The 12,752-nt window shown below is 48.6% G+C and carries 12 protein-coding genes; 7 read left to right on the forward strand and 5 right to left on the reverse strand.

The features are described from left to right. Positions 1 to 247 precede the first annotated feature (247 nt). Positions 248 to 1,519: an L-cysteine desulfidase family protein gene (locus QOL74_RS03230; RefSeq protein WP_283408002.1), complete on the forward strand. Its 1,272-nt coding sequence runs from the start codon at positions 248 to 250 to the stop codon at positions 1,517 to 1,519. A gap of 29 nt (positions 1,520 to 1,548) precedes the next feature. Then, complete coding sequence (locus tag QOL74_RS03235) at positions 1,549 to 2,331, forward strand: (S)-benzoin forming benzil reductase (RefSeq protein WP_283408003.1); 783 nt, start codon at positions 1,549 to 1,551, stop codon at positions 2,329 to 2,331. A gap of 419 nt (positions 2,332 to 2,750) precedes the next feature. Here the strand turns inward: QOL74_RS03235 and QOL74_RS03240 are convergent, their stop codons facing one another. The 4 genes from QOL74_RS03240 to QOL74_RS03255 form a co-directional block, all read right to left on the reverse strand. Then, positions 2,751 to 3,023 (reverse strand): hypothetical protein, encoded by a 273-nt coding sequence (locus tag QOL74_RS03240; protein ID WP_283408004.1) that lies wholly within the window; start codon positions 3,021 to 3,023, stop codon positions 2,751 to 2,753. A gap of 22 nt (positions 3,024 to 3,045) precedes the next feature. After that, complete coding sequence (locus QOL74_RS03245) at positions 3,046 to 3,198, reverse strand: hypothetical protein (protein WP_283408005.1); 153 nt, start codon at positions 3,196 to 3,198, stop codon at positions 3,046 to 3,048. A 97-nt stretch (positions 3,199 to 3,295) separates the two neighbouring features. After that, positions 3,296 to 4,000, reverse strand: a complete 705-nt coding sequence (locus tag QOL74_RS03250) for a response regulator transcription factor (protein ID WP_283408006.1) — start codon at positions 3,998 to 4,000, stop codon at positions 3,296 to 3,298. Positions 4,001 to 4,043: 43 nt separating this feature from the next. After that, complete coding sequence (locus tag QOL74_RS03255) at positions 4,044 to 5,522, reverse strand: sodium:solute symporter family protein (protein ID WP_283408007.1); 1,479 nt, start codon at positions 5,520 to 5,522, stop codon at positions 4,044 to 4,046. Positions 5,523 to 5,842: 320 nt separating this feature from the next. On the opposite strand from QOL74_RS03255, the gene QOL74_RS03260 reads away from it, so the two are divergent. The 3 genes from QOL74_RS03260 to QOL74_RS03270 all read left to right on the forward strand — a co-directional run bounded on the left by QOL74_RS03260 (position 5,843) and on the right by QOL74_RS03270 (position 8,992). After that, positions 5,843 to 6,118: a hypothetical protein gene (locus QOL74_RS03260; protein ID WP_283408008.1), complete on the forward strand. Its 276-nt coding sequence runs from the start codon at positions 5,843 to 5,845 to the stop codon at positions 6,116 to 6,118. Beyond that, positions 6,115 to 7,593, forward strand: coding sequence for a sodium:solute symporter family protein (locus QOL74_RS03265; protein WP_283408009.1), 1,479 nt, complete (start codon positions 6,115 to 6,117; stop codon positions 7,591 to 7,593). Before QOL74_RS03260 ends, QOL74_RS03265 begins: the two co-directional genes overlap by 4 nt. 88 nt (positions 7,594 to 7,681) lie before the next feature. Continuing rightward, complete coding sequence (locus QOL74_RS03270) at positions 7,682 to 8,992, forward strand: M20/M25/M40 family metallo-hydrolase (RefSeq protein ID WP_283408010.1); 1,311 nt, start codon at positions 7,682 to 7,684, stop codon at positions 8,990 to 8,992. 81 nt (positions 8,993 to 9,073) lie between these two features. On the opposite strand, the gene QOL74_RS03275 is transcribed toward QOL74_RS03270, so the two are convergent. Further along, on the reverse strand, positions 9,074 to 10,801 hold the full coding sequence (locus QOL74_RS03275; protein WP_283408011.1) for a sensor histidine kinase: 1,728 nt from the start codon (positions 10,799 to 10,801) through the stop codon (positions 9,074 to 9,076). A gap of 421 nt (positions 10,802 to 11,222) precedes the next feature. Between QOL74_RS03275 and QOL74_RS03280 the strand changes: the two genes are divergently transcribed. Then, a complete protein-coding gene (locus QOL74_RS03280) occupies positions 11,223 to 11,477 on the forward strand; it encodes a hypothetical protein (RefSeq protein WP_283408012.1) in 255 nt (84 codons plus the stop codon). Between the two features lie 5 nt (positions 11,478 to 11,482). Further along, on the forward strand, positions 11,483 to 12,418 hold the full coding sequence (locus tag QOL74_RS03285) for an IS1380 family transposase (protein ID WP_283408279.1): 936 nt from the start codon (positions 11,483 to 11,485) through the stop codon (positions 12,416 to 12,418). The last annotated feature ends 334 nt before the right edge of the window (positions 12,419 to 12,752 follow it).

A 12,752-nucleotide genomic window follows, 5' to 3' on the forward strand; every position in this document is an offset into this window, starting at 1 on the left:
AAGCGGTATTTCAGCAGACATCAATCTCTCAGTGCTGGCTTCGCCTTTCATACCGTCAAACAACGTATTTGCGCCAATGAAAAAGGATTGCAATAGATCCCCATAAAATCCAGAAGCGTATGATTCGGCCTCTAAAATCACACACCACTCAGAAACCTTGATGAAAAAAGATCAAAATAGTATGATGAAAGAAAGTAAAAAGTACACCATCATGACCGAGACAAACTGTGATAGAGGAGATGGATTCATGGACCAGCAGCAATACCAGCTGTATCTGGAAATATTGAAGGAAGAATTAATTCCGGCACTGGGGTGCACCGAACCCATTGCCATTGCCTATGCGGCAGCAAAGGCACGGGAAGTATTGGGAGTGTATCCGCAGCACATGGTGGTTGCCTGCAGCCGAAACATCATCAAAAACGCCAAAGCGGTCACGGTTCCCAACACCGGCGGGCTGAAGGGCATTGCAGCCAGTGCCTTGGCCGGATTAGAGGGGGATGCCTCCAGAGAAATGGAGGTTCTGGAATCTCTAAAAACCGAAGATCTGAAACAGATTCACACCTCCCTGGAATCAAATATGTGCCGGGTGGAGCTGATGGATTCTGCGGCCAATCTGCATTTGAAGGTGCAGGTGTTTCATGGTGAAGATGAAGCGTCGGTGGAAATCATTCATGCCCATACCAATATCCATGAAATTCTTCACAATGGTCAGGTGGTTTATCGACAGGAAACCGATATGAATGACTTCAACTCGGTTCTTTCAGACAGAAGCCGGCTTAACATTGCAAATATACTGGATTTTGCCAATGAAGTCCGGCTGGAAGACGTCCGGGAACTGCTGGATCGTCAAATTGCTTTTAACCTTGAAATTGCGGAAGAAGGTCTGGCCGAAGCGTATGGTGCCGGCATTGGGAAAATGTTGCTGGAATGCTATGGTGATGATGTGATCACCAAAATGCGTGCCTATGCTGCTGCAGGTTCAGATGCCCGTATGAATGGTTGCAGTTTTCCTGTGATGACAAACTCCGGAAGCGGCAACCAGGGCATGACCACCTCTCTGCCGGTGATTGTTTATGCCACTGACAAGGGAATCAGTAAAGACCGGTTGTGCCGGGCCCTGGCGCTGGCGAATCTGGTCACCGTTCATCAGAAAACCGGCATTGGTCGGCTTTCTGCATATTGTGGAGCTGTAAGTGCTGCCTGTGGAAGTGGTGCAGCTGTCACTTATCTTGAAAGTGGTCGCCTGGAGAATATTGAAATGACCATCATCAACACCCTGGCCAATGTTTCCGGTATCGTCTGTGATGGAGCAAAATCTTCCTGTGCTGCCAAAATTGCATCCAGTGTGGATGCGGCCATGATGGCTCACCATCTGGCCATGAAAAACATTGTTTTTGAACAGGGTGCTGGGATTGTTAAAAATAGTGTGGAGAAAACCATTACGGCAGTGGGAAGATTGGGTCGTGAGGGAATGCGGGAAACCGACGTGGAAGTGCTGAAAATTATGATGGAAGACTAACACCATAATTAAACAAGGAGGGTGGCAAAATGAAATATGTGATCATCACAGGTGCCTCCAAAGGGTTGGGGAGTGCATTGGCAGAAGTATTGATGGAAAAGGGAGAACTGGTTCACCTGCTGTGTGTGGCGCGCAGGGCCAATCAGTCGCTGGCTGATCAAGCAGCCAAACTTGAAATCTCCATGGATGTGATTCAGGCGGACCTTGCAGAGGTGGAAACATTGGAAACGTTGATGGTGCAGATCTTTGCCAAGATTGACTTTTCAAAAGCAACGGGACTGTATCTGGTGAACAATGCAGGAATGGTGGAACCCATCGCTCCCCTGTCCAAATATACTGCCGGAGAGATTCTGACAAATCTTCATGTCAATCTGGCGGCGCCCATGGCGTTGACAGCAGCATTCCTCCGGTTGTCCCGGGAACTGGCAGCGCCTAAACGGGTGGTAACCGTTACCTCAGGGGCATCCAAGCGTGCCATTTACGGCTGGAGTGCCTACTGTGCCGCCAAGGCGGGGGTGAACCTGTTTACCGGTTGTGCGGCAGAAGAAGAGAAGGATGAAAAAAATGGCACTCAGTTGGCGGCTTTTTCACCAGGAGTGATGGATACCGACATGCAGGTGACCATTCGAAGTTCAAAAGAAGCGGATTTTAAGCCGCTGGCCGATTTTGTTAAGTTCAAGACAGACGGTGTGCTGCGCCCGGCCAAGGTGGTGGCAGAAGCACTGGCATCACTGCTCTTTGCTGATGATTTTCCCAACGGTGAATTTGTAGATGTGAAAGATTTACTGGAAATACAATCCTCCAGCACTTAACAGAAGGCAGACTTTTGCATGATTTGTTAACATCAATTAGATATTATTGCCTGTGTTCTCGGGGACTCCATGGGGGTCCCTTAACTTTAGCATAAAAAACATCTGACAAATTCAGAAAATTCTATCCTGAATCCGTGACACTCAATACAAAAACAACTGTCGAAACATTAAAGGCCAAAAACCCTTAAAATTTGACAACCTGGAGGGGCCATTGATCCATAAGATGATAAATTTAACAGTAATGCTTGACCCACCTCACTGGGTTCATCCTAAAAAAGAGCCCATCACCCCCTTGGTCATGACTTGCATTGTCATATGAAGCAATTCACTTCAATGTTAGTCGCTCAACAGGCGTAAAACGCCTCATTGGTCTCCTGTCAAGAAAAAGGACAACTAAAATAGAGTTTTTCTGAGTCGAATCACTTTTTTCCCACGGCCTTCTTGACAGCGAGCCTCTGGTGGCATGAATGCTGGCATCGAAGGCATCCCCTTTGGTCAGATAAGAAAAGCGCTTCCAGGGTATAACCGCTGCCCTTCAGCAGGATTTCTTTCCCAGATTCGTCCACCATATAGGCTCCCGGGGAGACCCTGTTTCCTGCCTCCAGGAAGGGAAGCATCCCATGCCAGTGATTGCCGCACACATCGGCGACTTTTTTGCTCTCACTCCGGTGAATGATATCAAAAACCGCCACATTTCCGTGTTCTCCGGACCTGTCACATCCTGGGGCTTACCGGGCGTTCCCCGTTGGCGGCTTCAGCGGTATCAACCGTCGATTCAATGGTCACCGTGGCCGGTTGGATGGAACAGGCACTGGTGATCATTCCCGTCATCATCATGATCATTAGGATCCATTTCAGTTTTCGCATCAATAATCCCCTTTTGAATTTCATGCGCAAGGACATTTTATCAGAAGGTGATGAGTTTGAAAAGATTTACATTCATCAATGTGAATAAGGGTGAGGGTTACATCAAGTTGTGGTTGAATTTGTAACCAACACCTCTCACATTCAAGATGTACTGGGGGCAGGAGGGATCACTTTCAATCTTCTTTCGGATGTTGCTGATGTAGACCATAATGGTCCTGGCATCGCCTTCCAGTGCGTTGGATTTCCACACCATTTGAAACAGCTGTTCTGTGCTGTATATCCGCTTGGGGTTTTCGCACAGAATACGCAGGATTTCAAATTCCTTATGCGAAAGACAGACTTCCGCATTGTTCACGGAAACCTCGTGCGTCATCATGTTTATTTCCAAATCTCCGTGGCGAATGATGGTTTCTTGATGATCAGGCTGGCTTCCCTGGCGGGCCCGCCGCAAATGCGCCTTAACCCGTGCAATTAACTCGCCGGGCATGAAGGGTTTTACCATGTAATCATCACCTCCAACGGATAAGGCGGAGACTTTATCCAGTTCCTCAGATTTGCAGCTGAGGAAGAGGATGGGAACATTGGTTGTTCTTCTTATTTCAAGGCATAGCTCAATGCCGTCAATGTCAGGCAGCATGATGTCCAGGATAACCAGGTTGGGAGATGAGTGTTTGATGTGCCACAGTGCCTGGGCCGCATCTCCAGCCGCAAAGACCACATAGTTTTCTTTGAGTAAATATGACTGAATCAGCTGGAGAATTTCGGGTTCATCGTCTACAATCAAAATCCTTTCCCCTGCCATGGTCAAACCTCCATTCATTGGGTGTAATGAATCTGTGGTTACATTAGACTCTGTGTTTTTCCGCAAGGCTTCTTAATTCGTTGATCCGGATGGACACCTGGATGTCTTTGCAGGAAGGGATCATGCTGACAGTAAGAAACAGAAAACCATTAACAATCAGGGCGGCCATTCCCGGGTGCAGTCCCCAAAGCGGACGGACAGCGGGGCTGAAGGTGAGAAAAAGCAGCAATGCAATGCCTCCCACCAGACCGGTGATGGCGCCAGTGGCTGTTGATTTTTTCCAAAAAAGCGCTCCCAATGTGGGTACAATGATCTGGGCAGTGCCACTAAGAGCCACCAATCCAATTTGTATAAGCAGACCCGGGATCAAAATGGACATGAAATAGGCCACAGCGGCGAAGATGAGAAGCATCCAACGGCCAACGGCAACCAATTGCTCATTCTTCTGTTTATGAAAAACACTGGTGTGGAGGTCCATTGTATAAACCGCTGACAGGGCGTGCAACTGGGAGTTTACCGTGGACATGGCAGCTGCTGCGCCACAAACCAGAATAAAAGAAGCAAAAGGCACGGGAGCGTATTTGTATAGCATGACGGGCAGTATGGTATCTGGGTCCTGAAGACCCGGCTCAAGTAGAAAACCCGCATTTCCCAGAAGCATGGAACCCAGGTATGTTATGGCGGTCAGGCTCAGCAGCAGGGGCATGGCATTGAAAATTCGGGGGGAGCGGGCGGCGTACATTCTGATCCAAAGGGGAGGCCCCATCAACGCTCCCAGGGGAGTGATGAAGAACATGGAGATCCACATCAACTCATCTCCTCTTCCCGTCGGCCCGGGAAGTGTCAGGTGCTCAGGTGCAACTTGCTGGATGGTGTTAAACAGTTCACTTATTCCCCCAACAATGCCGGAAAAGTGGAAACCGATGAGTATCAAACCGCAGAAAAGAAGGGTGCCGTAGAAAATATCTGTCCAGGCAACAGCACGCAAGCCTCCTGTCCAAACATAGACCACGATAACGGCGTAAAAGAGGAGGCCTGCCATCTCCCTTGGTATCAGATGGTTTGTGGCCACGTGGATCAAGTAGGCGCCTCCGGTCAGCTGGATTTGGATGTAGGGGAGGGTAAAGAGCAGCATGATACAGGTGACAAGCTTCCCAAGGATGCTGGACTGATAGATGTCTGTGAAAAAATCACTTGGGGTGATGTAACGGTTGGTTTTGCCGTAAAACCACACACGCTTCCCCACCAGGTAATACATTAAACCGAAAAGAACGTTCCAGGCAATGGCAGTCCAGTAGACGGGGCCAAGGCTGTAGAAATATGCATTGGAACCTAAAAAAGCAAAGGAACTCCACCAGGTGGCTGCAACGGTAAAATACAGTGCAACAGCACCCATCTTTCGGTCCTGGATAAAAAAATCTTCAATGGACCCGCTGGAATAATTGCCGGCAAGATTGCCAATCCACAGGGGTATGAACATGATGCCTCCAATTATCAGGATGACGAGTACTTCTTGGTTCATGGAATGGCCTCCTTGGGACAAGGGTGGTCTTTATTAAGACTATACTACTAAACTCCTGGCAATTTAGCAATTGAAGGATCATATAAACTCCTGGCAAACTCCCGGGAAAGTAGCAATTGAAGGGATATATACGGATATTTTAGAAAATTTATACTATTTTAAGATGTTTTTAAATTGTTTTTATACTTCTTTCGGTATCATAAACAATAGAAAACAGTGAAGGGTGATGCATTGTTCGTGATAGAATTTACCATGGGGAGGGGGAACATCGGTACTTTTTGGTTGCTCGCAGACGGCTGATGATGAGGAGGTTGAAATGTATGGCAGATAGCAAAAAAGGACTGAGTGCAAAAACAATCTGGACCCTGCTGCTTATCGGATTTGCAATCATGGAGTTTCCGGGGATTTATTTTATTAACAGGATTGAGCCAATGATATTTGGGATGCCCTTTATCTACAGTTTCACCATCGTCATGTGGGCATACATGTGTACCATTCTCCTTTATGCCTATAAAACCAACTGGGGAAAAGGTGCGGATTTTATTGAGGGCGAAAAGGATGAACAGGATGGTGTGAAAGGGGGAAATAACCAATGACAAACAATGCCATTGCAATTGTGATAATTGGTATCTTTATGTTGATTCCCCTCAGTATGGGAGCCATTGCCAGTAAAAAATCGCTGCCCACCACAGAGGATTTCTTCGTGCAGGGCAGGGGAATGGGATCCATCGCAGTGTTTTTCACAGTGGCGGCCACCTGGTGGAGTTCCTTTGCTTTCCTGGGATCCAACGCTTTTTTCTACACCAGGGGTCCGGTTTACTGGACAGCCATTGCCTGGAACATACTCTTTGGTATACTTTACTTTGTGGTGGGAAAACGTGTCTGGTACTTTGGCAAGAAGAACAACTACATTACACCCAGTGACTTTTTCAACGATCATTACGGTTCCAAGTTTCTCACAGATCTCATTGCCGTCATCATGCTTCTGTTCACGGTGCCTTACCTGCAAATTCAGCTAACAGGTGGTGCTTACTTACTGGAAGTCGCCTCTGGCGGCATCATCCCCTGGCGGGTGGGCGGCCTCATCTTTTACGCAGTCATCATCGTCTATGTATGGGCCGGAGGATTACGCGCCGTTGCCCTGACAGACGTGTTTTATGGGGTGTTGCTATTCTTTGGAATGATCTTTGCCGGTTTTTACGTGGCAGGAAAAGTGGGCGGAGTGGAAGTCCTGTTCCAGACGTTGGTGAGAACAGCACCTGAAAACCTAACACTGCCCGGTCCCATGGGCAATGCAGGCCCCATGTTGTGGGTGTCCATGTTCATCATCACACCCCTGGGTGCTTTCATGGGCCCTCAGCTCTGGACAAGGATGTACGCTGTGAAGTCGTCCCGCCTGTTCAACCTGATGCCATTTCTCCTTGGCTTTGCAGCTATTGCCTATGTTGGATCTATGCTGGTTGGTATGACTGGTGTGATTCTTGAACCGGGACTTGAGCGGGCCGACACCATTCTGCCGGTAATGCTTTTCAAATACGCTCCTTTTGTACTGGCTTCTGTCATTACAGCATGCGGAGCCGCTGCGGCCATGTCAACGGCCAACTCCCAGATCCACTCCATGTCGGCAGTGTACACCGTTGACATTCACCAAAAATATGTGAATACAAACATGGATCAAAAGAGCCTTGTGTGGGTGGGACGCTGGGCCATCCTAATCTTCGCCGCACTGGCCTACTTCATGTCCATCTTTATCCCCGGCCTATTGGTGAACATAGGTCTCATCGCCCTCAGCGGCACCGCACAGGTCATAGTGCCCACTGCGGGAGCACTGTTCTGGAAGCGATCCACAGCAGCAGGGGCCATTGCTGGTCTCCTGGTGAGTAACGCCCTGCTGGCAGCCTACACCTTTATCCCCATGTTCACACCACCCTTCGGTATGCATTCCGGCCTACTCACCTTGATTGTTAACATCATTGTGTTCGTGGTGGTCAGCTCCATGACAAAGCCAAGAGACCAGGCCCTTATGGAGAGAATCGACTCCCTGAAAAAAGTCTACGACGCTTCCTATTAACTGGAGGCACTTCTGATCTAAGGCTGACAAACGCTGACATAGCAAACTGTTTTATCGAGAAGCGTAAGCATAGTGGAGGAGTTAAACCATGGAAAACGTTCAACTGAAATTGCAAGCCTACGCTGAAGAATTGAAACCCCAGACTATGGATTTCTGCCAGCGGTTGCTGCGAATCCCGGCGTTGCCGGGGGAAGAAAAAGAGCTGGCAGACCTGTACTTAAAAGAGATGGAAAAACTCGGCTATGACGAAGTGTTCAGGGACGACTGGGGAAATGTGGTGGGACTGATCAAAGGGACTGAAGAAGGTCCGACCATCATGTTCAACTCACACCTTGATCATGTTGACCCTGGTGATTACAGCGAGTGGGGAGGTTACGACCCCTACGGCGGAGCCATTGATGTCACAGAGGTGGTCAACCAGGACGAAATGGACACAGAAATGGCTGAAGTGATTCACGGCCGAGGGGCAGCCGATGTCAAAGGCGGCGCTGCCTGTCAGGTGTATGCCGGTTCAGCACTTCTGAAGTTGCGTAAAGAGGGCATGCCACTGAAAGGTACTTTCATGTTCAGCTGTGTGGTTTTGGAGGAACCTGCCGAGCAGCTGGGAATGAAGATGCTCATTGATGAAACACTGCCGGAGAAGGGTCTGGAATACCACGGTGTTGTATCCTCGGAAGCCACTTCCCTGAAGCTCATTCTGGGTCACCGGGGCCGGGTGGAAATGAAAGTGACCATCTACGGGGTCACCTCACATGGAAGTGCTCCCTGGCTGGGGGTTAACGCCGTGAATAAATCAACCAGGTTCATTGACCGGGTGGAAGAGGTTGTCAGAAAGAACGCACAAACGGACCCGGACCTTGGCCGCTCCAGCATTGCCCTGACCATCATCAACTGCACCCCGGGAGCCCTATGCATCGTTCCGGACCGAGCGCACATCACCTATGACCGCCGGTTCGTACCGGGAGAATCTGCTGAAAGCTGTGTTAAGGAAATCCAGGAGTTGCTGGATGAAATGGCCGCTGAGGACCCGGATTTTAAAGGGACCGTCGAAATTGCAGCAGTGCCAAGAGAATCTTACACTGGTAAAACAGCCACAATGGCCAACACCAAAGAAGCCTGGAAAATTGAACAGTCTCATCCGTTTGTCCAGGCAACGGCAAAGGCACTGGAAGGACTTGGTCAGCCGGTGAAATACGGTTACTGGAACTTTGGCACGGATTTATCCGTGGTGTGCGGGCGAGATAAAAAACCGGCCATTGGTTACTCCCCCATGCAGGAGCTGTACGTACATCGGCCCATGGACATGGTACGGACTGACTACATGGAAAAAGCTCTGGCGGGCTACACCGGCATCTTTCTGGAGCTGTCACAGCTGCCGGTAGAAGACTTTACACTATAAGCGCTTACATCTCCATCGTATAGGAGCCTGGACCAGTGATGTCATGTCACCGGCTCAGGCTCCGATTGATTGGGGCAAGTATTATTCCTGGTATATGGGCAGTGTCACTGAAAAGGTGCTTCCTGCCTTGAATTGGCTCTCCACCTGGATTTCCCCCTGGTGGGCTGTCACGATCTCCCGGGCAATGGTGAGGCCAAGGCCACTTCCTGATTTTTTTGACGGGTTCAACTGAGAGCCTTTATAGAATCGGTCAAACACATGTGGCAGGTCCTGCTCCCGGATACCGTTTCCATTGTCCTTCACCTTCATCAGCAAGTGGGGTCTTTCCCTGAGGTCTACCAGTTCAGAGTGGAGCTGAATGGTTCCGCCGGGAGGTGTGTTTTTAATGGCATTGAAAATCAAATTGGAAAAAACCTGGTGAATGCGCTCCAGGTCGATGATCACTTCAGCATCGTCAAACTGATGGGAGTTGACCACTGAGGTTTTAAAATGCAGGCCGGCGTTCTTAACCTCCCAGGAATACTTATTGGTGATTTCCTCAGCCAGTTCGTCAGCCTTGATCTGGGAAAAATTAAAGGTGATCTGCTTTGACTCCAGCTGTGTTAACTGGAATAGATCTTCAATCAGCCTCTGGAGCATCAGAGATTTGGACTGGATGACTTCAAGGTAATTGTTCTTCGCCAAGGGCTCGGTGATGGTACCGTCAAGCATGGCGGTGATGTAACCAAGGATTGATGTGACAGGTGTTCTTAATTCGTGGGAGATGTAAGAAAGCAGCGTCTGCCTTTCTTTTTTTGCCTTCGCCATTTCCTCCTCGGTGCGTTTGCGCTCAGTGATATCCCGAACAATCCCCTCAATGGCCAGGATCCGATTGTTCTTGTCCTTGATAAAGCTGTTTTTCTGTTCAGTCCAGATGTAGTGGCCATCCCGGTGCATCCACCGCAAAATCAGGGGTTCATCCGGCGGCAGGATGGATTCGTTGATCAGTTTCAGGAAAGGGATGTCCTCGGGATGAGTCAAGTCGTGAAAAGTGGAAGGATTTCGGTAAAAGAACTCCGGATCGTACCCAAGGATCTGTCTTGAGGCAGGGCTCACATACTCGAATCCCATCTCGGGCTTCAGGCGGTAGCTGTAGATCATATCCTGAGCGTTATCGGCCAGCAGCTTGATCCGTCCTTCGCTTTCCATCAGCTGGGTGCGTATTTTTTGAAGGTATACCAGGAGAATACAGAAATTTAGTATGCTTGCCAGGGCGATCTCACTGAGCATGCCCTGGGGCGAATCCCAGTACTGGGGGTTTATGTAGGGGTAGTAGGCTTTCTGAAGCCCCCATAATAGAAAGACCAGCCCACCAATTTTATTTTCAATCCCGTGAAAATTCCAGTGCTTCAGGAAGTTGATGCCTGCGGCAATGGCAATGATGCTGAGGTAAATGGAGGGCAGCAAGGTGATGGCGAGGACCGATAACTGGTAATAGCCAGCGGTTGCGATCCACATAATATTGATCAGAGTGTACTGCAGCCAGTAAAAAGGGATCTTCTTACTGATAAAGGAATAGGTTCCGAAGAGCAGAAAGAGGCCATTGAACAGGTCGCTTATCTGTTTTAATGCAATGAAAACTGATGAATCGGGGAATTCAAGGATGAGAAAGCCAAACATAAGGCTGAGGGCGTACATGGCCCAACTTAATCCCCAGTAATTGATGTATTTCTCCTTGCTCTTGGAAAAGAGGTAAAAGTACAGCAAAGAAATGGCAAGGATAATAAACACAAGGACCAGGAGCGTGGGGGAATAATGAAACAGACTCAATCCGATCACCTCTTTGACCGATATGCCCAGATGACAATCCAGCAGAAAATAGTTCATATGGTCTATGATATCAAATAATGCTCAAGTGGACATACAATTCCGCTAAAAGATATCTAAAATTATAGACTTCACCAGGATCTGCTTAAACTGCTCCAGCCATTTTCTTGCAGCCGTACGCCAATCATCTCTCCTTAGGCTGTAATAAGAGAAACCCGCCGGGGCTGTCAGTGCCGTGTAACCCGTCCCAAGAGGTGATTTTTTATGAACCAGTTAGACAAACAACGTCCTTAATCCGTGACACAACCACATTTGCATCACTGTCAAACCATTGAAATAACAACATATTTTCGTTATTAAGCACTTCACCAGACAGGTGAACTCCTGTATAATTAAGGTATACTAATACCTGGAGGGTGATGGAGTGAAAAAGTACAAGATTCAAACGATCAACGAAGTTTTTGTTCCCTACGGTGGCCTGGCAATGGCTGGGCTGATGGTTCATAAAACAGCCTTACCACTGCGAGCCAGCACACTGAAAGTACCGACTTCCAGGGTAAAAATCTCCAACGATGATGTCTTGAGTGTCTATATTGGCCTGTTGTGCCAAGGCCGAAATGGTTTTAACTATATGGACATCTTTCGGGATGCCCCCTTTTTTAGGGACAGCTGCAGTTAAAGACTATTCCCTCCAGTGCCACACTCCGACAGCGGCTGGAACTGTTATCCGCTGATGAGAAGGCCTGTCCCATGGTGATGGAAGAAAGTGCTGTCATGATCGAGCGAATGAAAGGCTCCCTCACTCCTTGTTATGAAAAACTGGTGGCCCTGGACATTGATGTCAGCGTTTTTGACAACTCCGGCAGCCATAAAGAAGGCATTGAACTCACTTACCAGAAAGTGGATGGCTATGCACCCATCTTCGCTTACCTGGGAGAAGAAGGGTACTGTGTGGGGGCTTCCCTGCGAAAGGGAAGCGACCATTCTCAGAAAGACGCACCGGCGTTTATCCAAGAGAGCATCCGCATCTGCCGAAGGATCAACCCTGCCCAGGAGTTACTGCTGCGGGCAGACAGTGCCCATGACAGTGCAGATACCCTTACCATCTGTCATGATGAACAGGTCCAATACCTGATCAAACGAAACCCCCGGAAGGAAAGCCCGGAAGACTGGCTTTCCCTTGCCAAAGAACAGGGAGCTCAAACCATTCCCCGGGAAGGGAAGAAAGTCTATACCGGTTCTCTCAAAACCTTCAACCCGGACATCAACCAGGAACTGCGGCTGGTGTATCAAATCACTGAAACCACCGTGGCGGCCAATGGACAACTCTACCTGATACCAGATATAAACATTGACACCTGGTGGACCAGCTTAACAGCACCAGAAGAAACCGTCATTAAACTGTATCACCAACACGCCACCAGTGAACAGTTCCATAGTGAGCTGAAAACCGACCTGGACCTGGAAAGACTACCATCCGGCAAGTTTGCCACCAATCAGTTGATTCTCACATTAGGGGCTTTTACATACAACCTGCTTAGACTCATTGGCCTGGAGACGTTGAAAAAAGAGGATGCCCCCGCAGCCGAAAGAACCAATGCCGACGGATCAAAACAGTGATCAAGAACATGATATACCTGGCTGTAAGGCTGGTGAACCATACCCGGTCTGCCTTTCTGAAGTTCAGCATATACTGTCGCTGGTTTACCACATTCAACCGGGCGTATGAGGCGTTTTATGCCTGTTAAGCGACTAACATTGAAGTGAATTGCTTCATATGACAATGCAAATCACGACCAAGTGGGGAGTATGGCTGTTTTTTAGGATGAACCCAGTGAGGTGGGTCAAGCATTACTGTTAAACTTATCATTTTATGGATCAATGGCCCATCCAGGGTGTCAAAGTTCAAGGGTTTTTGGCCTTTGAAGCTTTGATAGTTGTTTTTGAATTGAGT

The sequence above is a fragment of the Anoxynatronum buryatiense genome (genome assembly GCF_900182905.1).
Classification (GTDB): domain Bacteria; phylum Bacillota; class Clostridia; order Peptostreptococcales; family Tindalliaceae; genus Anoxynatronum; species Anoxynatronum buryatiense.